The sequence below is a fragment of the Flavobacterium sp. genome (assembly GCF_035299005.1).
Lineage (GTDB): Bacteria > Bacteroidota > Bacteroidia > Flavobacteriales > Flavobacteriaceae > Flavobacterium.
This window is the reverse complement of the sequence record NZ_DATGXL010000013.1, coordinates 54,063-79,722: the sequence shown is the minus strand read 5'-3', so window position 1 is coordinate 79,722 and position 25,660 is coordinate 54,063. Positions and strand designations below refer to the sequence as shown.

General features: G+C 32.8%; 16 protein-coding genes and 1 tRNA gene. 9 read left to right on the top strand and 8 right to left on the bottom strand.

Annotated features, from left to right (window positions below; translation table 11 throughout):
• Window positions 1-7 precede the first annotated feature (7 nt).
• Window positions 8-2,899: a TonB-dependent receptor gene (locus VK164_RS08360; RefSeq protein ID WP_324208906.1), complete on the bottom strand. Its 2,892-nt coding sequence runs from the start codon at window positions 2,897-2,899 to the stop codon at window positions 8-10.
• 224 nt (window positions 2,900-3,123) lie between these two features.
• On the opposite strand from VK164_RS08360, the gene VK164_RS08355 reads away from it, so the two are divergent.
• The 5 genes from VK164_RS08355 (at window position 3,124) to VK164_RS08335 (ending at window position 10,664) form a co-directional block, all read left to right on the top strand.
• Window positions 3,124-4,149, top strand: coding sequence for a LacI family DNA-binding transcriptional regulator (locus VK164_RS08355; RefSeq protein ID WP_324208905.1), 1,026 nt, complete (start codon window positions 3,124-3,126; stop codon window positions 4,147-4,149).
• A 195-nt stretch (window positions 4,150-4,344) separates the two neighbouring features.
• Window positions 4,345-5,733 (top strand): MFS transporter, encoded by a 1,389-nt coding sequence (locus tag VK164_RS08350; protein ID WP_324208904.1) that lies wholly within the window; start codon window positions 4,345-4,347, stop codon window positions 5,731-5,733.
• Between the two features lie 3 nt (window positions 5,734-5,736).
• On the top strand, window positions 5,737-6,390 hold the full coding sequence (gene pgmB, locus VK164_RS08345) for a beta-phosphoglucomutase (RefSeq protein ID WP_324208903.1): 654 nt from the start codon (window positions 5,737-5,739) through the stop codon (window positions 6,388-6,390).
• Between the two features lie 84 nt (window positions 6,391-6,474).
• Window positions 6,475-8,778 (top strand): glycoside hydrolase family 65 protein, encoded by a 2,304-nt coding sequence (locus tag VK164_RS08340; protein WP_324208902.1) that lies wholly within the window; start codon window positions 6,475-6,477, stop codon window positions 8,776-8,778.
• A 53-nt stretch (window positions 8,779-8,831) separates the two neighbouring features.
• Entirely contained in the window at window positions 8,832-10,664 is a 1,833-nt protein-coding gene (locus tag VK164_RS08335; protein ID WP_324208901.1) for a glycoside hydrolase family 13 protein, read from the top strand.
• Window positions 10,665-10,721: 57 nt separating this feature from the next.
• Here the strand turns inward: VK164_RS08335 and VK164_RS08330 are convergent.
• Window positions 10,722-10,801, bottom strand: a tRNA-Leu gene (locus tag VK164_RS08330).
• 166 nt (window positions 10,802-10,967) lie between these two features.
• On the opposite strand from VK164_RS08330, the gene VK164_RS08325 reads away from it, so the two are divergent.
• From VK164_RS08325 to VK164_RS08310, 4 genes are all read left to right on the top strand, one after another.
• Window positions 10,968-11,909, top strand: a complete 942-nt coding sequence (locus tag VK164_RS08325; protein ID WP_290819896.1) for a ribose-phosphate pyrophosphokinase — start codon at window positions 10,968-10,970, stop codon at window positions 11,907-11,909.
• Between the two features lie 49 nt (window positions 11,910-11,958).
• Window positions 11,959-12,561 carry a 50S ribosomal protein L25/general stress protein Ctc gene (locus VK164_RS08320; protein ID WP_166236886.1) on the top strand — a complete coding sequence of 201 codons (603 nt, stop codon included), beginning with the start codon at window positions 11,959-11,961 and terminating at the stop codon, window positions 12,559-12,561.
• A 144-nt stretch (window positions 12,562-12,705) separates the two neighbouring features.
• Window positions 12,706-13,272, top strand: coding sequence for an aminoacyl-tRNA hydrolase (gene pth, locus VK164_RS08315; RefSeq protein ID WP_324208995.1), 567 nt, complete (start codon window positions 12,706-12,708; stop codon window positions 13,270-13,272).
• 77 nt (window positions 13,273-13,349) lie between these two features.
• Window positions 13,350-15,722, top strand: a complete 2,373-nt coding sequence (locus VK164_RS08310; RefSeq protein ID WP_324208900.1) for an endonuclease — start codon at window positions 13,350-13,352, stop codon at window positions 15,720-15,722.
• Between the two features lie 56 nt (window positions 15,723-15,778).
• On the opposite strand, the gene VK164_RS08305 is transcribed toward VK164_RS08310, so the two are convergent.
• From VK164_RS08305 to VK164_RS08280, 6 genes are all read right to left on the bottom strand, one after another.
• A complete protein-coding gene (locus tag VK164_RS08305; RefSeq protein ID WP_324208899.1) occupies window positions 15,779-18,181 on the bottom strand; it encodes a beta-mannosidase in 2,403 nt (800 codons plus the stop codon).
• A 97-nt stretch (window positions 18,182-18,278) separates the two neighbouring features.
• Window positions 18,279-18,953, bottom strand: a complete 675-nt coding sequence (locus VK164_RS08300; RefSeq protein WP_324208898.1) for a copper homeostasis protein CutC — start codon at window positions 18,951-18,953, stop codon at window positions 18,279-18,281.
• Window positions 18,954-19,034: 81 nt separating this feature from the next.
• Entirely contained in the window at window positions 19,035-20,033 is a 999-nt protein-coding gene (locus VK164_RS08295) for an isoaspartyl peptidase/L-asparaginase (protein WP_324208897.1), read from the bottom strand.
• Window positions 20,033-22,294: a glycoside hydrolase family 20 protein gene (locus VK164_RS08290; protein WP_324208896.1), complete on the bottom strand. Its 2,262-nt coding sequence runs from the start codon at window positions 22,292-22,294 to the stop codon at window positions 20,033-20,035. Before VK164_RS08290 ends, VK164_RS08295 begins: the two co-directional genes overlap by 1 nt.
• Window positions 22,295-22,375: 81 nt before the next feature.
• Window positions 22,376-24,949, bottom strand: a complete 2,574-nt coding sequence (locus tag VK164_RS08285; protein WP_324208895.1) for a sodium-translocating pyrophosphatase — start codon at window positions 24,947-24,949, stop codon at window positions 22,376-22,378.
• A 110-nt stretch (window positions 24,950-25,059) separates the two neighbouring features.
• Window positions 25,060-25,590 (bottom strand): inorganic diphosphatase, encoded by a 531-nt coding sequence (locus VK164_RS08280; protein WP_166236880.1) that lies wholly within the window; start codon window positions 25,588-25,590, stop codon window positions 25,060-25,062.
• Window positions 25,591-25,660: the final 70 nt, after the last annotated feature.

The window sequence follows — 25,660 nt, the reverse complement described above, 5'->3', positions numbered from 1 at the left end:
TTTTTTATTAAAAGTTTACATTTAATCCTAATGTATAAATTCTTGGTCTAGGGTAAATATTATTATCAATACCTCCACTTACTTCTGGATCAATACCTTTGTAATCAGTGATTAATAATAAATTTTGCCCACCCAATGATAGTTTAGCGCTAACTTTTTCAGACATAAATTTCTCAAAATTGTATCCAATAGTAAGGTTGTCTAAACGTACAAAACTAGCATCTTGTATATAATAATCAGACTGGAATCTTTCGGCTGATGTTGAGCTAAAATTAGTGTTTAAAATTTCAGTAACTGCATTTCCTAAGTCTGTTTCTCTAATTAAAACTTGATTACTCCATCCTAAATTAGAATCTACGTTATTGTATACATAATTACCCCAACTTCCTCTCCAAGACATAGACATATCCCAGTTTTTGTATGTTAAGTTTGTATAAAAACCGTAAAAAATATCAGCACTTGGTTTTTTATAAATATAACGGTCAGCAGTTGTAATAGAACCATCACCGTTTCGGTCAATGAATACACCATCAATAGGTTTTCCTTGATTATCATATGCTTGCTCGTAAACAAAGAATGAATTTGGTGTGTATCCAACAGTTTGAATTTGAATGTTATTACCAATTCCTCCTGCAATTCCTCCAGTTTCTATTCCAAAACCTGGTGCACCATCAATTAAATCAGTAAGTTCTGAATTTTGGAAAGTAATATTTCCACCAATACTTAGTGTGAAATTATCATTTTTCACAGGAATTACTTCAGCAGCAATTTCTATACCTTGATTTTTTGTTTTTCCAATATTGTAGTTGTCGTAGTTTGAAAAACCAAAGAATGGTGGATTTGGAATAAATGCTAATAAATCTTTTGTTCTTTTTTCGTAAACATCTACAGAACCAGTAATTCTATCATTTAAGAAACCAAAATCTAATCCAATATTTCTAGTTTCAGTTTCTTCCCATTTTAGGTTAGGATTATATCTTTCTGGACGAACTGTAGTGTAAAATTGATTGCCAAATTGGTATTGTGCTTGCGCATCAGATGATAAATAAGTAGGTTGAGAAGGGTAGAAACTTCCAATATCTTGTTGGCCAGTAATACCCCATCCTAATCTTAATTTAAGATTTGAAATTGAAGAAACGTTTTTGATAAAACTTTCTTCATCCATTTTCCATGCAAATGCTGCAGAAGGGAAGTTACCCCATCTAAAGTTTTCAGTAAATCTTGACGAACCATCTCTTCTGTAGGTTGCTGTTAAAATATATTTGTCGTATAAATTAACAATTGCTCTTCCAAAAAATGATTGTAAGTTTAATTCATTATAATAAGGAGCACTATTTGAAATAACAGCATTATTTACAGATAGTCCGCTTCCATAGTATTCTAAGTTTTGATAATTATAACCAGCGGTTAATTCAACAGAACCATTTATTGCATTGATGTCTCTTTTGTAGTTGAAAAACAAATCCATTAAGCGGTTTCTACTGTAATTTTTGTTTTCATAGTTATCTGTTACATCATAAGCATAATCAGGTGAAGAATTTCCATAACTTCTACCAGTTGTATAATCATATCCAAAATTGGCAACTAATTTTAATTCTGGCAAGAAGTGTAGTTTATATTCTGTTTGAACGTTTCCTAAACTTCTAAAGTTGTTACCATAATTGTTGAATTGTTCCAATAAAGCAACAGGATTTCTGCCTGCTAATTGGTTATTCCATTCAAAATATGTTCCGTCTGGATTTTTTACATTTTGTGTAGGATCAAAAGAAACAGCTGAACCAATAGCGCCTCTATTACTGTAATTGTTTTTCATTACAGAAGTTTTATTGTTTAACTCCACTTTCAAATGATTGTCAAAAAAGTTACCCACTAAAGCCACACCTGTCGTAGCTCTATTCATATTGTCTCTTTTTAAGATACCATTCATATCGGTTAAACCAACAGATGCTCTATATGTAATATTGTCAATTCCTCCAGATAAAGATACGTTGTGATCAGTTCCTAAGGCTTTTCTGTAAACCTCGTTTTGCCAATCTGTATTTGCTGTACCTAGAAGTGCTTGTTGATTTGCACTACCAAAAGTATTTACATAATCTCTTAATTGATTAGCACTTAAAACATCTACCTTAGTAGAAATTTCACTTAAAGAAACATTTCCGTTATAATTTACTTTTAAGTCTCCAGTTTTACCTTTTTTGGTTGTAATAATAATTACCCCATTAGAAGCTCTAGATCCATAAATAGCTGTTGCAGATGCATCTTTTAAAACAGTAACAGATTCAATATCGTTTTGGTTAATTGTTGCTAATGGATTTCTACCACCAGTGTTATCTGCAGCTACTGGAACTCCATCAATAACAAATAAAGGAGAGTTGTTAGCCTTTAAAGAAGAACCTTGTCTGATTCTAATTTCTGCCCCTTCACCAGGTGCTCCACCTCCGTTAGTAATTTGAACCCCAGCAACTTTACCTTGAATCATTTGATCCGCAGCAACTACTGGTCCTTTTACGAAGTTTTTAGAAGTCATAGTTGTTACAGATCCAGTAGCATCTTTCTTTTTAACAGATCCATACCCAATTACAACAACATCTTTTAATTCTTGTGTGTCTTCTTGTAAAGTTATCTTTACAGTTGATTGATTTTCATAAACCAATGTTTGATCTTTAAATCCTAAATAAGAGAAAATTAATTTTTGTCCTTTTTTTAGATTTGGTAACGAAAAATTACCATCAAAATCAGTTGACGTTACTATGTTAGTACCTTCTATTACAATGGTTGCGCTAGGCAAAGGCTGTTGCGAACTACCATCTAAAACGACACCTTTAAGTGTGTTTTGTGCAAAAATACCTATCGGAAAGATAAGTAAGAAAAGTAATAACTTTTTTTGCAGTGTTTTCATACAAATTGTTTAGGTTAAAATTGTTTTTTAATTGCTTATAACTTTACTTCTAAAGTTAAATTTATGTAAAAATTGGTTATAAAAAAATGAGAATCAATTTTATAGCTCGCGAAAACGTTTTCGTGTTGAAAACTTTATTAATTAAGCAGTTTTTTTAGCAAAAATTACGATACATAAAAAAATAAACATACATTTAATAAAAATTTATAATCTCTCTTTTTATCATGAGGAAAAAAGTTACTTTAAAACAAATTGCGAAGGAATTAGATGTTTCTATTTCAACTGTTTCAAAATCACTGCGTGATAGTCACGAAATTAGCGAAGATACTCGGCTAAAAGTTCAAGCTTTTGCAAAACTGTATAACTATAAGCCAAATAATATTGCATTAAGTTTAAAAAACAAAAAAACAAAGACAATTGGAATTATTATTCCTGAAATTGTGCATCATTTTTTTGCAACTGTTATTAGTGGAATTGAGCAAGTTGCTAATGAAAATGGATATAACGTGATTGTTTGTTTGTCAGACGAATCTTTTGATAAAGAAGTAATTAACTTAGAAATGTTAGCAAATGGAAGTACGGATGGTTTCATTATGTCTTTATCCAAAGAAACACAACAAAAAAGAGATTTTCATCATATTCAAGAAGTAATTAATCAGGGAATGCCTGTAGTGCTTTTTGATAGAGTAACTAACGATGTTTTTTGCGACAAAGTAATCATAGATGACAAACAAGCTGCATTTGATGCAGTGCATTTTTTAATTGAGCAAGGATTTAAAAAAATCGCTTTAATAACTACTGTTGATTATGTAAGTGTTGGTAAATTAAGAACTGATGGTTACAAGAAAGCATTGAAATCCAATAACATCTTAGTTGATGAAGAATTAATAGTAAAAATTGAAGATATAGAAAATTGCGCTGTAAAAATTGAAAATCTAATTAAGGAGCAAAATTGTGATGCTATTTTTGCTGTGAATGAATTGTTTGCTGTAACTGCTATTAAGATTGCTGCAAAGAATAATCTCAAGGTTCCAGATGATATTTCGATAATTGGTTTTACAGATGGAATTATTTCTCAATTTTCTACACCTAGTATTTCTACAGTTAGTCAAAATGGTATTAAAATGGGAAGAAAAGCCGCCCAAATGCTTATTGATAGATTGGAATTAGAAGATGAAGAAGACGAGCATTACAAAACAGAAATCATTGAGACTAATTTGATTGTTAGAGAATCTACTACAACGAAATAGTTTGTGTTAAATGATTGATTAACAATAGTATATAATTATTAAAATCAAAAACTAACGTTGCGTTTTTTGATTAAGTATTGTTTTATTCAAAAAAATATTTTTAAATTTACAAAATCAAAGCTTATAACTTCACTTCTAAAAATAATAAGTTTTGATAAGCAAAGTGCTTATCGTATTTTAATTTAAATTACGATAATGAAAAAACCGAATTTAAGTTTTTGGCAAATATGGAATCTTAGTTTTGGATTTCTAGGTGTCCAAATAGGCTATTCGTTGCAAAATGGTAACACTAGTAGAATTCTCGAAGCATTAGGTGCTAATGTTGACAAGATTAATTATTTTTGGCTTGCTGCTCCCTTAGCAGGTTTAGTCGTTCAACCCATTATAGGTCTTTCAAGTGATAAAACTTGGACCCGTTTAGGGAGAAGAATTCCTTTTATATTACTTGGTTCTATAATTTCGGCTTTGGCTATGTTTTTTATGCCAAATTCTGGAAATTTTGCCAATCTATTACCAGCTTTGGTATTTGGAGGTGTAATGTTATTGTTAATGGATACGTCTTTCAATATTACAATGCAGCCTTTTAGATCATTAGTTGGTGATATGGTGAATGATGAGCAAAAAAATCTTGGGTATTCTTTGCAGAGCGCATTAATCAACTTTGGGGCAGTTTTTGGCTCTTTGCTTCCTTGGATTTTAGCAAAACTAAATGTATCAAATGTTCCTGATGCAGGTGAAAAAGTTGCAGACTCTGTAATTTGGTCCTTCTATATTGGAGGTACAATTCTTTTGTTAAGCGTGCTTTGGACAGTTTTTAGAACCAAAGAGTATGCACCAAAAGAACATGCCGAATTTAATAATATTGATTTAAACGCTACAGAGGTAAAAGAAAAAACAAGCATAATAGAATTGTTAAAAACAGCGCCGAAAGTATTTTGGCAATTGGGCTTAGTTCAATTTTTTTCGTGGTTTGCTTTATTCTTAATGTGGGTCTATACAACTAGAGCAATTGCAAATCAAGTATGGGGAGATGCAGCGGCTGATCCTCGTTCTTTGTCATTTAACGAAGCGGGTGATTGGACTGGTGTTTTGTTTGCGTTTTATAGCGCTGTTGCAGCTTTATTTGCATTATCAATTCCTTCCATCGCAAAAATTATTGGGAGAAAGAAAACGTACAGCTATTCACTTATTTTTGGTGGGGTAGGGTTAATTTCAATGTACTTTTTTCATGATAAATACATTTTATTTTTCTCAATGATTGGGGTTGGAGTAGCATGGGCTGCTATTTTGGCAATTCCATATGCAATGCTATCAAGTGCACTGCCAGCAAATAAAATGGGAGTTTATATGGGTTTGTTTAATGGAACCATAACTATTCCTCAAATTGTAGCTGGTGCTTTTGGTGGAATTATTTTAGGTGTGCAAAAAGGAGCTATCTTTTATAATGAAGCAAATGTTAAATGTATAGAACCTGCAAACAAAGGTTTATTTTCAGGTGATGCAGTTTTAATGATTGTTGTTGCTGGAATTTCATTACTTATTGCAGGATTGGCCGTTACATCGATTCAAGAGAAAACAGAATAAACAATGATAAAAAAAGCATTCATATTCGACCTTGATGGTGTAATTGTAGATACTGCTAAATATCATTTTCTAGCTTGGCAAAAATTAGCCAATCAACTAGGAATTGAATTTACACATGAACACAATGAGGGATTAAAAGGGGTTAGTCGAGTTCGTTCATTAGAAATAATTTTAGAACTTGGAAAAATTCAAGCTACTGAAGAAGATAAAAACCAATGGTTAATTCAAAAAAACGAGGAGTATTTGTCTTATTTAGTAACAATGGATGAAAAAGAACTTTTGCCTGATGTAATTCGTGTTTTGCAATATTTGAAAGATAAAAATCAATTTATAGCTTTAGGTTCAGCAAGTAAAAATGCTAGACCAATATTAGAAAAGACAAATATTATGCGCTTTTTTGATGCAATTGTTGATGGTAATGATGTTTCAAATGCAAAACCAGATCCAGAAGTTTTTTTAAGAGCAGCGCAATTAGTTGGCGTTTCTAATGAAAATGCAATTGTTTTTGAAGATTCAGTTGCAGGAATTCAAGCAGCTAATATTGCCAATATGACTAGTGTTGGAATTGGAGACCAATCCGTTTTGCACGAAGCTAAATACAATTTTAAAGATTTTACATTTATTGATGAGGCTACTCTAGATAAATTAATACACTAATATTTTGTTTGAAATTTAAATTTATGGGCTCAAAAAGCAACCCTAACTTTTAAACTTTTAAACTTTTAAACAAGAAAAAATAAAATGAATCAAGATTATATTAAACCAGACAATTGGTCGATTATTGAGGAAGGATTTGATGCAGAAAAGGTTAAGTCATCCGAAAGTTTGTTTAGTATCGGAAACGGTGCTATGGGGCAACGCGCTAATTTTGAAGAATATTATTCAGGTAAAACTTTTCAAGGAAGTTATATCGCCGGAATTTATTATCCCGACAAAACAAAAGTGGGATGGTGGAAAAATGGTTATCCTGAATATTTTGCCAAAGTATTAAATGCACCTAACTGGATTGGAATTGAAATAGAAATTAATGGAGAAAATTTAGATTTAGCCAAATGTAAATCTGTTTCAAATTTTAAGCGTGAATTGAATATGAAAGAAGGTATTTATTATCGTTCTTTTGAAGCTACATTAGCAAACGGTACTGAGATTGCGGTTAAAGTACGTCGTTTCTTATCATTAGATTTAGATGAAGTTGGTGTTATTAATTATGAAATCACAACACTAAATTCAGATGCAAAAATTGTATTTAAACCATATGTTGATGCTGGAGTGCATAACGAAGATGCTAATTGGGAAGAAAAGTTTTGGGAGCCAATTAGTGTAAAAAATGTTGCTAATGAAGCTTTTGTTACAGCAAGAACTTTTAAGACACATTTTACTGCTACTACCTTTATGCACAACAGTGTTTTATTAGATGGTTCAAACTTAAGTGTAACACCAATAAATGTTCAAACAACAACAGAAAAAATACAATTTTCTTACGAAATTGCTGTTGCAAAAGGTCAAACTACTACCCTACAAAAAATAGGTGGTTACACTGTTTCAATGAATCACGAAAACACAGTTAAAGCAGCTGAAAACGTAATTTTAAAAGCTCTAGAAATTGGTGTAAATCAATTAACTGAAGACCAAAAATTGGCTTGGGCAAAAATATGGGAAATGAGTGATATTACCATTGATGGAGATGTAAAAGCACAACAAGGTATTCGTTTCAATATTTTCCAATTGAATCAAACTTATTTAGGAAAAGATTCAAGATTAAATATTGGTCCAAAAGGGTTTACAGGTGAAAAATATGGAGGCTCAACCTATTGGGATACAGAAGCTTATTGTATACCTTTTTACATGGCCACAAAAGACCAGCAAGTAGCACGAAATTTACTAGCATATCGTTATAATCAATTAGATAAGGCGATTGAAAATGCTGAGAAGTTAGGGTTCAAAAATGGAGCTGCTTTATATCCAATGGTAACAATGAATGGTGAAGAATGTCATAACGAATGGGAAATTACGTTTGAAGAAATTCATAGAAACGGAGCTATCGCTTTTGCAATTTATAATTATTATAGATTCACCGGTGATTATTCATATATACCAGAAAAAGGATTGGAAGTGTTAATTGGAATTGCTCGTTTTTGGCATCAAAGAGCTACTTTTTCTACCAATAGAAACCAATATGTAATTTTAGGTGTAACTGGTCCAAATGAATATGAAAACAACGTAAACAATAATTTCTATACGAACTATATAGCAAAATGGTGTATTGATTATACCATTGAGCAAATTCAAAAAATAGAGACAGAATACCCATTAGATTACACAAGAATTTTCAATAAGGTGAAGTTATCACAATCAGAAATTTCTGAGATGAAAAATGTAGCTGACAATATGTATTTTCCTTATTCTGAAGAGCATGGAGTATATTTACAGCAAGATGGTTTCTTAGATAAAGAGCTGATTACAGTGGCTAATCTAGATAAATCGCAACGACCAATTAATCAAAAATGGTCATGGGATAGAATTTTACGTTCGCCATACATCAAACAAGCTGATACTTTACAAGGGTTTTATTTCTTTGAAGATCATTTTACCAAAGAACAATTGGAAAAACATTTTGATTTTTATGAACCATTTACAGTACATGAAAGTTCACTTTCTCCTTGTGTTCACTCAATTCAAGCTGCCGTTTTAGGCAGAATGGAACAAGCTTATACATTCTATTTAAGAACTTCGCGTTTAGATTTAGATGATTATAACAAAGAAGTTGAAGAAGGTTTACATATTACTTCAATGGCTGGAACTTGGATGAGTATTGTAGAAGGTTTTGGAGGAATGCGTGTTAAAAATAACCAATTGCATTTTGAGCCAAGAATTCCAAAAGAATGGAATGGCTATTCCTTTAAAATTAATTTCAGAAATCAAATTTTAAAAGTAGAAATAAAACAAAGTGCTACTAATTTCTCATTAGAAGGAGAAAAAGAAATTTTAGTAAATGTAAATGGAAAACAAGTTACAGTGGAGCCAAACGGATTGGTAACTGTTTAATAAAAATTCAGCCCATATATAATTAAACTATATGGGCTTTTTAATTTAATCTTATGAAAAAAATCTTATTTTTTTTACTACTAACAACTTATTCATTTGCACAAGTTGACCGAATGGAGCCGCCCTTTTGGTGGAGTGATATGAATTATTCAGATGTGCAAATTATGTTTTATGGGAAAAATATTGCACAAAATGAAATTTCTGTTTCTAATGGAATTGTAATCAAAGGAATTCAAAAAACCGAAAATCCTAATTATGTTTTCGTAACCATTGATACAAAAAATATTCCAACACAAGATTTTGTTTTCACGTTTAAAAACAAGAACAGGTCGTTTACAAAACAATACTCGATTAAAGCAAGAAGGGAAAATTCAAAAAACCGTAAAAGTTTTGATTCCTCAGACTTGATCTATTTAATTATGTCTGATCGTTTTGCAAATGGAAATTCAAATAACGATAGTACAAAGGAGACTATCGAGAAAGTAAACAGAAGCAATAAGGATGGTCGTCATGGTGGTGATATAGAAGGAATTATTAAAAATTTAGATTATATAAAAGAATTAGGTGCAACTGCAATCTGGCCAACACCTCTTTGTGAAGATAATGATGAAAGAGGCTCATATCACACTTACGGACAATCAGATGTTTATAAAATTGACTCTCGATTTGGGACAAATGAAGATTATCTTCGTTTAAGTGCCGAATTACACAAGCGAGGGATGAAGAATATCATGGATTATGTTACTAACCATTGGGGTTACAATCACTGGATGATGAAAGATTTACCTACTTATGAATGGATTCATCAATTTCCAGGTTATGCCCAAACTAATTATAGAATGGCAAGTCAGTTTGATGTAAATGCATCCAAAAAAGACTTTAATCTGTGCATGGATGGATGGTTTGTAAAATCAATGCCCGATTTGAATCAATCAAATCCATTAGTTTTAAATTATTTAATTCAAAACGCTATTTGGTGGATTGAATATGCCGATTTAGATGGTTTTAGAGTAGATACATATTCTTATAACGACAAAACTGCTATCGCTAAATGGACTAAATCTATTACAGATGAATATCCTAACTTTAATATTGTTGGAGAAGTTTGGATGTATGATCAAGCGCAAATGGCTTATTGGCAAAAAGATAGTAAAATAGGAGCTATTCAAAGTTATAATTCGAATTTGCCGAGCGTAATGGATTTTACTTTACAAGAAGCAATTCATAATGGGGCTTTTAATGAAGATAAGCAGGAATGGCGTAATGGAATAGTCAAAGTGTATGAAAATTTCAATAATGATTTTTTATATCCAAACATCAATAATTTGCTAGTTTTCTTTGAAAATCATGACACTAATAGAATTAACCATATCTATAAAAATGATTTCAAAAAATATCAAATGGCATTAACCTTAATTGCTACCGTAAGAGGAATTCCGCAAATATATTATGGTTCAGAAATTGGAATGGCAGGTGATAAAGGTATTGGTGATGGAGATATTCGCAGAGATTTTCCAGGAGGATGGGCAGGTGATAAAAATAATGCTTTTTTAAAATCAGAAAGAACTGCAGAACAAGAACAATTCCATGCTTTTACCAGTAAATTATTTAATTGGAGGAAAAATAAAACTGTAATTCATACTGGAAAGACCACACATTATGTTCCTGAGAACAATGTTTATGTTTATTTTAGACATAATGAAAAAGAAACTGTAATGGTGGTTGTAAATAACAATCCTGAAAAGCAAACATTTAAAACCAATAGGTTTTCTGAAAACATTAAAAATTTTAAAGAAGGTGTAGATGTATTGACTACCGTAAAGATGGATTTAAGAAATGATATTTCAATAGATGGAAAATCAGTCTTGATTTTAGAGTTGAAATAAAATGAGATAACTTTATTAAAAAAGCCTTTTAAACAAAATGTTTAAAAGGCTTTTTAGTACCCGGAGTGGGAATCGAACCCACACACCTAAGTACACGAGTTTGAGTCGTGCGCGTCTACCAATTCCGCCATCCGGGCAATGGAAAATGATATTTGTATCATTAAGTGGGTGCAAATGTAAAAAATATTTCTGCAAATCATAAAAAAATAGTTAAAAATATCCTTTCAGAGTTCAATTTTATTTCTAAATTTGCACCTCGTTAACACGACACAACACTAACTAACTACTAAACAATAAATTAACATGCTGTATCAAGAACCGGAAGCAAAAATTTTTGCATGTTCTCAGAGTGTGTATTTAGCCGAACAAATTGCTGAAAAGTATGGTGTTCCGCTAGGTAAGATTACGTTCTCTAAATATAGTGATGGCGAATTTCAGCCTTCTTTTGAAGAATCAATAAGAGGATTGCGCGTATTCCTAGTTTGTTCTACATTTCCAAGTGCAGACAATTTAATGGAATTATTATTGATGATAGATGCTGCAAAAAGAGCATCTGCCAGACATATTACCGCGGTTATCCCTTATTTTGGTTGGGCAAGACAAGACCGAAAAGACAAGCCAAGAGTGCCAATTGGAGCTAAATTAGTTGCAAAACTATTAGAGACTGCTGGAGCAACCCGAATTATGACCATGGATTTACATGCCGATCAAATTCAAGGTTTCTTTGAAAAACCAGTAGATCATTTGTTTGCTTCAACTATCTTTTTGCCTTATGTGAGAAGTTTAAATTTAGAAAATTTAACTATCGCATCTCCAGACATGGGAGGTTCAAAAAGAGCATACGCTTATTCTAAATTTTTAGAATCTGACGTTGTAGTTTGTTACAAACAAAGAAAAAAAGCAAATGTAATTGACACTATGGAGTTAATTGGAGATGTAAAAGGCAGAAATGTTATCTTAGTTGACGATATGATTGACACCGGAGGAACATTAGCAAAAGCTGCTGATGTTATGATGGAAAAAGGAGCATTAAGCGTAAGAGCAATATGTACACACCCAATTTTATCAGGTGAAGCATACGAAAAAATTGAAAACTCTCAATTATTAGAGTTAATTGTTACCGATTCTATTCCGTTACGAAAAGAATCAAAGAAAATAAGAGTGGTAAGTTGTGCACCATTATTTGCAGAAGTAATGCACATGGTACAAAACAACAACTCAATCAGTGGTAAATTTTTGATGTAATCAAGAGTAACCACTTTAATAAGTATTTATTAATTATATATATTTTACAATGAAATCAATTACGATTAAAGGATCAGAAAGAGAAAACGTAGGTAAAAAGGCAACTAAAGCCGTACGTGATGCTGGAATGGTTCCTTGCGTTATCTACGGAGGAAATCAACCAGTTCATTTTGTTGCAGACGAAAGAGCATTTAAAGATTTGGTTTACACTCCAAACGCACACACAGTTGTAGTTGAGTTAAACGGAACGTCTTACAATGTTATTATGCAAGACATTCAGTTTCACCCAGTTTCTGACAAAATTTTACACATTGACTTCTTCCAATTGAGTGATGACAAAGAAATCATCATGGAAGTACCAGTTAAAATTACAGGAACTTCTCCAGGTGTATTATTAGGAGGTGTTTTACGTTTAAACCAACGTCGTTTAAAAGTTAAAGCTTTACCTAAAAACTTACCTGACTTTGTTGAAGCAAGTATTTCTGAATTACAAATGGGTAACAAATTGTATGTAACTAAATTGGAAACAAACAATTTTAAATTAATGCACCCAGACAACACTGTTGTTTGTCAAGTAAGAATTTCTCGTGCTGCAATGAAAGCTGCTCAAGAAGCTGCAAAAGCAGAAAAAGGTGGAAAAAAGAAAAAATAATTTCTTTACAAACTATAATAAAGAAGCATCAGTTATACTGGTGCTTTTTTTATGTTTTAATTTTCATAAACTTTATGTTACTTTTACACCATGAAATGGTTTTTAACTCTATTTAAGAAAAACAAACAAGAAGACACAATTCCAATGAAGAAATTCTTAATTGTAGGGCTTGGAAATATAGGCTCAGAATATGCAAATACACGACATAATATTGGTTTTAAAGTTTTAGATTATATAGCTAACCAAGAAGGGATTTCATTTCAAACGGTAAAATTAGGTGAAATAGCTGAGTTAAAAATCAAAGGAAGAACCTTACTGTTATTAAAACCAAATACCTACATGAATCTGAGCGGTAAAGCGGTAAAATATTGGCTAGAAAAGGAAAATATCGAAAAAGAGAATATGTTGGTTATCACAGATGATTTGAATTTAGCTTTTGGAACCATCCGAATTAAAACAAAAGGTAGTGATGGTGGTCATAACGGACTAAAAAATATTCAATTATTATTAAACTCAACTGAATATCCTCGTTTTAGATTTGGTATTAGTGATGCCTTTAAAAAAGGACAACAAGTCAATTATGTTTTAGGTGAATGGGATGGAGAAGAAAAAGAAAAACTAAAAGAACGATTACAGTTAAGTGCAGAAATTGTAAAATCATTTGCTTTAGCAGGGCTTAACAATACTATGAACACTTATAACGGTAAATAAAAGAAAATCTTAAGAATAGTACCTCTTTGTTTCAGAGTTTTTTTATTACCTTGGTTTCCCCAAATTTTAAAAAAAACATGAAAACAAAGTTACTTTTTTTGCTTTTATCATTTTATAGTTATGCACAAATACCGGCATATTATAGTTCAATAGATTTTACTCAAACGGGTAATGCTTTAAAAACACAATTAGCAGGTTTAATTACAACCACTCATACAACACAATTACCCTATACAGCTACAACCACAGACGTCTGGGACGCATTGCAAGCGTGTGATAAAAATCCTTTAAATTCAGCTCAAGTATTATTAATTTATGGATATAATGATGTTGATGCTATTTATAAAAACGACAGATTAGATGATGTTACAAATATTTGCAGCACTTTATGTCCAACAGGTGCATGGAATAGAGAGCATTGTTACGCACTTTCATTAGGAACACCAGCTTTAGTAACATCATCAGCTGGTCCAGGAACTGATGCACATCATATTAGAGCAGCTGATGTTACATTTAACGCAGATAGAGGAAATAGACTTTATGCTGATGGAGAAGGAGATGCGGGTCCTGTAGGTATTTATTGGTATCCGGGTGATGAATGGAAGGGAGATATAGCACGGATGATGATGTATATGTATGTGCGCTATAATACGAGATGCTTAGCAACAAATGTTGGTTCAGGCACAACATCTTACAATGCAGACATGCCAGATATTTTTCTAGAATGGAATGAAGAGGATCCAGTAAGTGATTTCGAAAGAATCAGAAATAACACATTACAATCTATTCAAGGGAATAGAAATCCTTTCATTGATAACCCATATTTAGCAACTAGAATTTGGGGAGGGCCACAAGCTCCAGATACTTGGAATACTTTGTCATGTACAACTACTACAACTTGGAACGGTACATCATGGAGTAATGGAATTCCAAACAAAGATGTAAAGGCTGTATTTTCGGGGGATTATACATCTATAGGAGATTTAACAGCATGTTCATTAACAATAATTGGCACAGCTCAAGTTGTATTACAATCAAATCATACTTTTACAATTGTTAGAGATGTAAATGTCGCTACAACAGCAAGTTTTATAATTCAAAATAATGCCAATTTAATTCAAATTAATCATGTTGCAAATTCTGGAATAGTTACATTGCTAAAAGAAAGTGCGCAGATTTTAAGATTAGATTACACAGCTTGGTCAACTCCAGTAAACAATCAAAACCTTTTAGCTTTTTCTCCTCAAACACTCACTAATCGATTTTATGAATACGTTACTTCTGGTACTACACCAGCAACAGCATATAGTTCGGTTAATCCTGCGGTAAATAGTTTTATTGGGGCTAAAGGATACTTGATAAGAGCGCCTAACAATTGGTCATCAATAGTGGCCAGCTCTTTTTTAGGAAACTTTTCTGGAATTCCAAATAATGATGAATATTTTCCTTCTATAAATCTCGGATTTAATTTATTGGGAAATCCATATCCAGCCACGCTGCAAGCAAGTCATTTTATTGGCTTAAACAGAACTGTCGAAACAGTTTATTTTTGGACACATACCGCTCAAGCTGTTGGTGGAATTTATCCCGTAAATAATTATGCGTCTTTTACAAAATTAGGAGGGGTTGCAGCTGCGGCAGGCGGTCAAATACCTGATGGAACGATAAAAGCTGGCCAAGGATTTTATGTTTATTCTTCCGAAAACACAACTGCTTGGTTTCATAATGCATTAAGATATGATTTGAAAAATACTCAATTTTTCAAATCAGAAAATTCAACAGAAAAGAATATTTTCAGATTAAATTTAACAGATTCAAATAAAGCATATAATCAAATTTTAATTGGATACATTCCAGAAGCAACTAATGGATTTGATATAGGTATTGATGGAAAAGCTTTTGAAACTCAAAATACAATGTTGTATACATTAATCGATAATAAAGAATATGTTATTGAAGGAAGATCAGAATTTGAAAATAATGATGTTGTTCCATTAGGATTAAAAATATTAACACCAGGAACATATTCTATTGCTATTGAAAATGTTGATGGATTATTTAAAACACAAGATGTATTTATTAAAGACAAGTACAACAATAGTATTCATGATGTTAAACAAACTCCATATTCATTCTCAACACAAGACGGAATATTTACAGACCGTTTTGAGGTGGTGTACAAAAACACATTAGCAAATGAAGATTTTGTAAATGAAAACAATATTACGGTTTACACTACAGCAAACGGTATTACAATTACTGCTACTGAAAACATCAAAGAAATTACAATATTTGATGTATTAGGCAGAAAACTATATCACAACGACAAAGTAAATGACAAAGAAATGATTGTTTCTAAATTAACTGCTACAAATCAAGCGTTACTTGTGAAAACTACATTAACTAATGGTCAGACTATCACTAAGAAAGTAATATGTGTGATATATTGATAAATGAATAGAATAATTATTTAAGTATACAAAACGCCTCAACTAAGGCGTTTTTTTTATTTCATTGTATCAAATAATGATTTCACTTTTATCCCATTTACCGCTTTAGAAACTTTGATGATTCGTTTTTCATTTGGTAATAAATCAAAATAATTGTCTTCAAAAAAAACCTCGTTTTCCGAAGACAGAAAAACATCCTTAGCTAAAACATCAGAAGAAATTTCAATGGTTACTTCATCAATCGTTTTGATTTGAATGTTTGGCTTTGATAATTTCAAATTTTTAGGTTTTTCAAAAAAGACAACACTTTCAAAATGATTTTCCTCTGAAGTAAATTCTAATTTTAAATATGAATTTTGTTTGTTAATTTCCTCTAAAGGAGCAAACGGCAATAATATAACTTTCACAATTGAATTAGCATCTGATTTACAATAAGCCATTTTCTCACATAAAAGTTGACCCTTAAAATTTCTAATTTCCGCTTTTAATTCTCCTGCGTAATTTTGCATCCCATCATTGATAACAAAAAACTTATAAATTCCACTATTCGTTACCTCGGCTGACAAAAGTACGTTCTCAAAGCTTCGCTTCGCTTGATAATGAAACGCTTTCCAATTTCCGTAATAATCCAACGAACTCCAAGACGTAACTGGCCAACAATCATTGAATTGCCAATATAACGTTCCCATACAATAGGGTTTAGCTCTTCGATGGGCTTCAATTGCGGTTTTCATTCCACGAGCTTGCAAGAGTTGCGAAACATAAAGATAATTTTCAAAATCTTTTGGCACCACATAATCGCGCTCCATATATTCGTTTATGGTTTGGTAACCTGTTGGGTGTTTTTGATGATTTTTAAAAGCTTCAGAAGTAAAATTCAAATCTTCTTTGTTCATCACTTTTTGCAACGTTTCTAAATTAGGCATGCCTTGAAAACCGTATTCGCTCATGAAACGTCCAACTTTTTTCTCATATATTTCAAACGGTTCTTTTCCCCACCAAACGCCCCAATAGTGCGAATCACCTTGCAACAAACTTTCTTTTCTTCCCCAACCAATGGATGGCGATGAAGACCAATAAATATTTTTTTCTTTCGGAAGTAAACTATCTAATGTCTGCGGAATCATTTCATGAAATACTTTTTTGTAATCGTTCCAAATTTGAGTCGAATCGGCTTTTGAATAGTTAAATTGTTTTTGCCAACCCCAATTTTGCCAACCTTCATCGTTTTCATTATTTCCACACCAAATGGCAATACTTGGATGATTTTGTAACCGATTCACGTTATCAATTACTTCTTGTTTTACGTTTTGCACAAATTTTTCATCGCCTGGATGCATAGAACAGGCAAACATAAAATCTTGCCATACTAAAATTCCGTTGGCATCACAAGCTTCATAAAACGCATCATCAAAATAAACGCCGCCACCCCAAACACGAAGCATATTCATGTTCGCTTTTTTTGCGTTTTCAACTAAAGAAAAATAAGTGGAATCGGAAACTCGTGGTAAAAAACTATCTGGTGGAACGACATTTGCTCCTTTCATGAAAACCGATTTTCCATTTAATTTGAAATAAAAACTTTTACCAACTTGGTCTTTTTCCTGAATTAATTCGATAGTTCGCAAGCCAATATTTAGCTTTTTAGCATCTAAAAACTGCTTTTTCTGTTGGATTTCGATAGTAAAAGGATATAAATTTGCATCACCTAATCCATTACACCACCACAATTTTGGATTAGTGATTTCATATGGCATTTTGATTTTATTCTTTCCTTTTTTAAGATTGAAAGTTTGAGATTTGTCATTGATTTTCAACTGAATCGTTTTGACTTTGGAAACGTAAATTTCGGTTGTGAATTCTAAAATCGCTTTTTTGTCATTCAATTCAACTTGACTGAATTTTATGTTTTCGATTTTAGCCGAATTCCAAAATTTCAATTGTACTTTCTTCCAAATTCCTGCCGTAACGAATCGTGGTCCCCAATCCCAACCGAATTGATACTGCGCTTTTCGAACAAAAACACGTTCTTTTTCGGGTAACGTATAAGATAATTTTGAAGCTTCCTCTTTTCCTTTTTGAACTGCAGAATGAAAAATCACTTTTAGATGATTAGTTCCAATTTTCAAATGTAATTTGGCAGAAATTGTCCATTTTCGGAACATATTATTGGCTTCTAAAACTGCTTTTCCGTTTAAAAAAACAGTTGCATAAGTATCCAAACCTTCAAACTCCAAATCGATATTTTGATTTTTTAGTTCGGATTCTGACAGTGTAAAATGTGTTTCGTATTCCCAATTTTCATTTTCAATCCACTGTAATTGCTTTTCATTGTTTCCAAAAAACGGATCAGGAATTAATTGGTTTTGAAACAAATCGGTGTGAACGGTTCCGGGAATAGTTGCTTTATGTTTTTTAGATTCGTTTTGCTTGTTGAATGTCCAGTTTTCTGTTGACAAATTGCGACAGGAAGTCTGTGCCGAAACCGAACAGTAAATTAGAATCAAAAACAAGAATATTTTTTTAAACATATAAGGCATACAAGTTCATTTAAGATTACAACTTTTTCTTTAGTTGAATGATTTCTTCTAGATTGGCAATTTCATTACCATCGGTAATTGCTGATGAATGGTACCAATTAGCATTAACCATTTTATTTAATTCCGAAATATTGGTTGAACGCAATCCGCCACCAGGCATGATTTCAATGCGATTATTGGCTTGAATGACTAATTGTTTCAAAACTTCTTTTCCTTCCATCACATTTGGAAAAGTTCCAGAAGTTAGAATGTTTGAAAATCCACAAGAAATAATATCTTCTAATGATTTTTTGTAATCTGAAACTTCATCAAAAGCTCTGTGAAACGTGCTAGAAAATGGTTTTGCTAATTCAACTAAGACTTTATTTTGTTCGATATTAATTGTTTTATCTTCATTTAAAATCCCAAAAACAAATCCATTGACACCTAACTTTTTGATGGTTTCGATTTCTGATTTCATCTGTTCAAATTCTACTTCTGAGTAAACAAAATTTCCTCCTCTTGGGCGAATCATTACATAGAAATCGATGGTCAAATGTTCGCGAGCTTGTTGGATTATTTCTATTGTTGGAGTTGTACCACCAACCGATATGTCTGCACATAATTCGACTCTATCAGCTCCAGCTTTTTGTGCGATGAGAGCAGATTCAAGATTAAAACAAGCGATTTCTATTTTTTTATTTTGGAACATAAGTCATGAATATTAGCCTCGGATTACACAAATTCTCACGGATTAAATAATTCTTAAAATCCTTTAATCTGTGGCGAAAAATTATTTCAAAAAGTAATTTGCATCGATTAATTTATTTCCGGTTGCATCGTGAACGGCATAATTGAAGCCGCCTTGCACACAATACGAACCATATTCACCTTTTTTATTCAAAGCGATGAAACCAACTTGGATATTTTTTAGATTTTTTCCTCGATTTTGCGTCAGTTTTACAATTCGCATCACCGCTTCTTCACAAGCATTTTGTGGCGATTTCCCTTGACGCATTAATTCTACTACTAAATGACAACCCGTTATTCGGATTACTTCTTCTCCGTGACCTGTTGCTGTTGCTGCTCCAATTTCATTATCCACATACAAACCTGCACCGATAATTGGGGAATCGCCAACTCTTCCATGCATTTTGAAAGCCATTCCGCTAGTTGTACAAGCTCCAGATAAATTGCCTTGCGCATCTAAAGCAATCATTCCTATGGTGTCGTGGTTTTCGATGTTGGCTTTTGGCAAATATTCACTGGTTTTTAGCCATTCTTTCCATTCTTTTTCGGAAGCTTCTAACAATAAATTTTCTTTTTGAAACCCTTGCGATAAAGCAAATTGTAAAGCGCCATCACCAACTAACATGACGTGAGGCGTTTTTTCCATCACCATTCTTGCTACAGAAATAGGATGTTTTATGTGCTCCAAACACGCTACCGAACCAATATTCGAAAATTCATCCATAATACAAGCGTCTAATGTTACGCGACCATCTCTATCTGGACGACCGCCGTAACCTACACTTCTTTCATTTGGATCGCCTTCTGGAATTTTCACACCAGCTTCTACTGCATCTAAAGCGCGACCTTTATTTTTAAGCACTTCCCAAGCAGCTTCATTGGCTTTCAAGCCAAAATTCCATGTAGAAAGCACAATTGGTTTATTCACTTTTTCCGAATTGATATCCATTTCAACTTCATCAGATTTTCCATTGAAAGCCTGAAACGCCAGACCAGCAGTTGCTAAAGCGGTTGTTTTTAAAAAATTTCTTCTGTTTGTCATTATTCTACACTTATTTCGTCTACAAATAACCAACTGTTTGAACCTGCGCCAGGTTTTCCATCTGCTATGATTCCGTTGTTTTCTGCGATGACTTTTATAAATTGAACGCTTTGTTTGTCAAATTCAACTACAATTTTTCCTTTATTTTCATAAATTTCTTTAGATGTAACTATTCTAATTGGAATGTAATTTTCTCCATCATTTGAAACTGAAATTCCGATGCTTTTTGGATAATAAATCCAACTTCCTTCTGATGAAAGGGTATTAATACTGATTTTTGAAATCATTTCTGTTTTACCTAAATCGATAGTAGCGTTCATATCTTTTCCCCAGAAACCTAACCAATCTCTTCCAAATTTAGAAGTGTTTCCTTTTATGCCATCTACTAAAGTAAAAGAGCCACCAATTCCATAATTTTCGTGAGGTTGATGCACCAATTCTATCTTTTTTCTAGTTGATTTAGTAATGAAAAACGGTTGTTTGATAATGGCGCTTTTGGCTTTTCCATTTTCGAAATATGCTGCTTTAATGGTTTTATTTTTTGTAACTAGAATTGGTGTTTCGTAAGAAATAGAATTTACATTCGGTTCCGAACCATCAGTTGTATATTTGATTCCGTTTGGATTGACAGATTTTAATTCGAATGCTATTCCGTTTTCAGCTGGATTTACTTTTGAAGTTACTTCAAAAATGGCTTTGCTGTAATTGATTTCTTTTTTCTCATACATTTCAAAATGTTGAATTAATCTTTTTTCAAATTCTTTGTAATTATTTGGATCAGAAGTTCCCCATAGCACTTCAGAAAGTGCTGCTATTCTTGGAAAAACCATATATTCAACGTGTTCTGGCGTATTGATATATTCTGTCCAAAGATTGGCTTGAGCACCAAGAATATATTTCGATTCTTCTGCTAAAAGTTCTTTTGGAATTGGATTGAATGAATACACTTTTTCCACATTTGTATAACCTCCAAAAGCAATCGGTTCGTTTTTGGGCTCACCTTGATAATGATCAAAATAACAATGTGAACCTGGTGACATCACTACGAAATGTTTTTGCTTTGCTGCTGCAATTCCGCCTTCGGTGCCGCGCCAACTCATTACGGCTGCGTTTGGTGCTAGTCCGCCTTCTAAAATTTCATCCCAACCGATTATTTTTCGACCTTTACTGTTGACAAATTTTTCGATTCTTTGGATGAAATAACTTTGCAATTCGTGTTCGTCTTTTAGATGTTCCTCTTTGATTCTTTTTTGACAATGCGGACAACTTTTCCAACGGACTTTTGGAGATTCATCACCACCAATGTGAATATATTCGGATGGAAATAACACTATAACTTCTGTCAAAATATTTTCTAAAAACGTAAATGTTTCGTCTTTTGGACAAAAAACATCTTCTAAAACACCCCAAGTTTTTCCCACTTCAAAAGGTCCACCTATACAAGAAAATTCGGGATAAGAAGCTAATGCTGCTAAAGCATGACCTGGCATTTCGATTTCGGGAACAATGGTGATGTGGCGTTCTTTTGCGTAAGCTACAATTTCTTTGATTTCTTCTTGGGTATAAAATCCACCATAGCGAATGTCGTCAAAAGTTTGATCGGTGTAATGTCCAATCATGGAACCGTTACGCCATGCGCCGACTTCCGTTAATTTTGGATATTTTTTGATTTCGATGCGCCAACCTTGATCATCGGTCAAATGCCAATGAAAAGTATTCATTTTATACATCGCTAAATAATCAATGTATTTTTTGATAAAATCTTTTGGAAAGAAATGACGAGAAACGTCTAAATGCATGCCGCGCCATTGGAATTTGGGTTCATCTGTTATATTCGAACAAGGTATTTTTATTTCGAATGATTTCTCTAATGGAAGTAATTGAATTAATGTTTGAATACCGTAGAAAATTCCTTGATTTTCAGTTGCTTTTATAACTATTTCATTGTTTGAAATTGATAAATTATACCATTCTTTGAAAGTCTTTTTTTCTTCGATAATTTTAGTTACAAAAATAATTTTAGACTTTGCTTTAGACGAAGTTGTAATTTCTAAATTTAATCCTAATTGTTGCTTTATGATTTGTTGCAAATATTCAGCTTCGAAAGAATTTTTATCGGCTTGAATCACCGTTTTCGAGTTCAAAACAAAAGAACCGGAATAATGTTCAATGTTTTGTGGCTTCGGAATTAAGTTAAGAGTTTGTTGTGCAATGCAAATTACAGAAAAGAGCAACAACAAAGTCAGTATTTTATATTTCATTGGAGTTGTGTTTGTTTCGCTAAAATTAAATAAAAAAACCGCACATTGCTGTGCGGTTTTCATTATTTGTATAGAAAAAGATTATTTTCCTAGTTCAGCAATTTTTGCTTCAACTTCTAAATCGTCTCCTTCAAAAACTTTTTCTTCTGTAATTTTTTTACCATCAACTATTGTAGTTAAAGTAACAGTAGCTTTTACTTTTCCATTAGCATCTTTTACTTTTTTTACTTTAATGTCTTTGATGTTTGTTTTTTCATGATTGCAGTTTGCACCATGAACATGTGCTTCTCCAATAAATTTTCCGTTTTCATCGTATTGAGACATACATTTGTCCATACATTCTTTTGAACATCCTTTAGATTCACACATTTTTGCACATTCATCTTTTGTCATTGTAGCACATTTTGACAAATCACATTTTCCTTCTGAACAAGTCATTTCAGTTTTTACGCAACAAGCACCCTTTTCAGTAGTTGCTGAATGTCCACCTAAAATTGGAGCAATTACTAATCCAATCAAACAAGTTAATTTAATTAAGATATTCATAGATGGTCCAGATGTATCTTTAAATGGATCTCCAACAGTATCTCCAGTTACAGCAGCTTTGTGCGCATCGGAACCTTTATATGTCATTTCTCCGTTGATTTCAACACCAGCTTCAAAAGATTTTTTAGCATTATCCCATGCACCACCAGCGTTATTTTGGAACACTGCCCAAAGTACACCTGAAACAGTAACTCCAGCCATATAACCACCTAGCATTTCAGCAATTAATTGGTTGTTATCGCCATAAACTAATTTACCTAATAATACAATTGCGATTGGGAAACCAATTGTTAAAATTCCTGGCAACATCATTTCGCGTAAAGCTGCTTTTGTCGAAATCTCAACACATTTACCATATTCTGGTTTTCCTGTTCCTTCCATAATTCCTGGAATTTCTTTGAACTGACGGCGTACTTCATATACCATGTCCATTGCTGCTTTACCTACAGAGTTCATTGCTAAAGCAGAGAAAACTACAGGAATCATACCTCCAACGAATAACATGGCTAAAACTGGTGCTTTGAATATATTGATACCATCAATTCCGGTAAAAGTTACATAAGCAGCAAATAAAGCTAATGAAGTTAATGCCGCTGAAGCGATTGCAAAACCTTTTCCAGTTGCAGCAGTTGTATTACCAACTGAGTCTAAAATATCAGTACGAGTACGGACTTCTTTTGGTAATTCACTCATTTCTGCGATACCTCCAGCGTTGTCAGAAATTGGACCAAAAGCGTCGATTGCTAATTGCATAGCTGTTGTAGCCATCATTGCAGAAGCTGCTAAAGCAACTCCATAAAACCCAGCAAAAGCATAAGAAGCCCAAATTGCACCAGCAAATAATAATACTGTTGGGAAGGTTGAAATCATACCTGTTGCTAAACCAGCAATTACGTTAGTACCAGCACCAGTTGATGATTTTTGTACAATTGCCAATACTGGTTTTGTACCCAATCCTGTGTAATATTCTGTCACAGATGAAATAACACCACCGACTACTAATCCTACTATTGTGGCAAAGAAAACACGCATTGAAGAAACTTCTTTTAATCCTTCACCATAGAATTCCATCGTCATAACTTCTGGTAACATAAATTGTACTAAGAAGAAACAAGATATCGCTGTTAAAACAATAGAAACCCAGTTTCCTTTGTTTAATGCTCCTTGAACTTGTGCTTCTTTAGCATCATCACTTGAAATTTTAACTAACATTGTCCCAATGATAGAGAATAAAATTCCAAAACCAGCGATTGCCATTGGTAATAAAATTGGTCCGATTCCACCGAAAGCATCTTCTATTTTACCACCCATATCTTTAATTACATAATTTCCTAAAACCATTGCAGCTAAAACGGTTGCTACATATGAACCAAATAAGTCAGCACCCATACCTGCAACGTCACCTACATTATCGCCTACATTATCAGCAATTGTAGCAGGATTACGTGGGTCATCTTCTGGAATACCCGCTTCTACTTTTCCTACTAAGTCTGCACCTACGTCTGCAGCTTTTGTATAAATCCCACCACCTACACGAGCAAATAATGCGATAGACTCAGCTCCTAATGAAAAACCAGCTAATGTTTCCAAAACAACTGTCATTCCTTCAGTGTCTGTCCAAACGCCACCCATAAAAGCGTGAAAGAAAAGTATAAAGAATCCTGTTAATCCAAGAACTGCTAAACCAGCAACTCCTAATCCCATAACTGTTCCTCCACCAAAAGACACTTTTAACGCTTGAGGTAAGCTTGTACGTGCTGCTTGTGTTGTTCTAACGTTTGTTTTTGTAGCAATTTTCATTCCCATGTTTCCAGCTAGAGCTGAAAAAATGGCCCCAAAAACAAAAGCTACTACAATTAATAAATGTGTTTTCACACCCGGAATAAAGGTAATTCCTGCTAATACAACACTTGCTAAAAGAACAAATATTGCTAATAATCTGTATTCTGCTTTTAAGAAAGCTAATGCCCCTTCATAGATGTAGTCCGAAATCTCTTTCATCTTTCCATCGCCAGCGTCTTGTTTTAATACCCATGCTCTTTTGGCCGCCATGAATGCAAGACCAATTAACGCCATCACAATTGGCACATAAATCATCATTGATTCCATAAAATGTTTATTTGGTTTTGTTTGTTAATTATATTCTAATTTTAACAAAAATAAACAAAAAAGGCAATATTCATAGAAAATATTGCCTTTTTTAGTTGATATACAGAAATTTATTTGATACTAAATAATCCTTCTGGTTTGTTTTCAATTTCGTTAAAACGTTGTGTACACTTCATCAAAATTTCTTTTGCTTCATTAACATCTCCCCAACCTTCTACGTCTACCTTTTTGTTTTCTAAATCTTTGTAAACTTGGAAAAAATGTTCAATTTCTTTGATTAAGTGTGGATTTACATCGCTTAAGTCGTTTAATTTATTCCAAATTGGGTCAGAAACAGGTACGCAAATTACTTTTTCATCCGGACCTTTATCGTCTGCCATATGAAAAACACCTATTGGTTTTACCTCAATCACACATCCTGGAAAGGTTGGTTCGTTAATTAAAACTAAAACATCTAAAGGGTCTCCGTCTAAAGCTAAAGTTTCTGGGATAAATCCATAATCTGCTGGATACATCATTGATGAAAATAGCATTCTATCAAAGCGCATTCTTTTTAATTCAAAATCGTACTCGTACTTGTTTCTACTTCCTCTTGGAATCTCGATTAATACATCAAATGTAGTAACTTTATCTGCTGTCATTTTTCTATTATTTTTAATAAAGGGTTGCAAAGGTACTACTATAAAACAGTAGAAACAAAAGAGTTTTGCA

What these genes read in the sequence shown, in the direction of transcription:
- VK164_RS08360 (WP_324208906.1), bottom strand. Translation starts at nt 2,899, where the DNA reads ATGAAAACACTGCAAAAAAAGTTATTACTTTTCTTACTTATCTTTCCG.
- VK164_RS08355 (WP_324208905.1), top strand. Translation starts at nt 3,124, where the DNA reads ATGAGGAAAAAAGTTACTTTAAAACAAATTGCGAAGGAATTAGATGTT.
- VK164_RS08350 (WP_324208904.1), top strand. Translation starts at nt 4,345, where the DNA reads ATGAAAAAACCGAATTTAAGTTTTTGGCAAATATGGAATCTTAGTTTT.
- pgmB (WP_324208903.1), top strand. Translation starts at nt 5,737, where the DNA reads ATGATAAAAAAAGCATTCATATTCGACCTTGATGGTGTAATTGTAGAT.
- VK164_RS08340 (WP_324208902.1), top strand. Translation starts at nt 6,475, where the DNA reads ATGAATCAAGATTATATTAAACCAGACAATTGGTCGATTATTGAGGAA.
- VK164_RS08335 (WP_324208901.1), top strand. Translation starts at nt 8,832, where the DNA reads ATGAAAAAAATCTTATTTTTTTTACTACTAACAACTTATTCATTTGCA.
- VK164_RS08325 (WP_290819896.1), top strand. Translation starts at nt 10,968, where the DNA reads ATGCTGTATCAAGAACCGGAAGCAAAAATTTTTGCATGTTCTCAGAGT.
- VK164_RS08320 (WP_166236886.1), top strand. Translation starts at nt 11,959, where the DNA reads ATGAAATCAATTACGATTAAAGGATCAGAAAGAGAAAACGTAGGTAAA.
- pth (WP_324208995.1), top strand. Translation starts at nt 12,706, where the DNA reads ATGAAGAAATTCTTAATTGTAGGGCTTGGAAATATAGGCTCAGAATAT.
- VK164_RS08310 (WP_324208900.1), top strand. Translation starts at nt 13,350, where the DNA reads ATGAAAACAAAGTTACTTTTTTTGCTTTTATCATTTTATAGTTATGCA.
- VK164_RS08300 (WP_324208898.1), bottom strand. Translation starts at nt 18,953, where the DNA reads ATGTTCCAAAATAAAAAAATAGAAATCGCTTGTTTTAATCTTGAATCT.
- VK164_RS08295 (WP_324208897.1), bottom strand. Translation starts at nt 20,033, where the DNA reads ATGACAAACAGAAGAAATTTTTTAAAAACAACCGCTTTAGCAACTGCT.
- VK164_RS08290 (WP_324208896.1), bottom strand. Translation starts at nt 22,294, where the DNA reads ATGAAATATAAAATACTGACTTTGTTGTTGCTCTTTTCTGTAATTTGC.
- VK164_RS08285 (WP_324208895.1), bottom strand. Translation starts at nt 24,949, where the DNA reads ATGGAATCAATGATGATTTATGTGCCAATTGTGATGGCGTTAATTGGT.
- VK164_RS08280 (WP_166236880.1), bottom strand. Translation starts at nt 25,590, where the DNA reads ATGACAGCAGATAAAGTTACTACATTTGATGTATTAATCGAGATTCCA.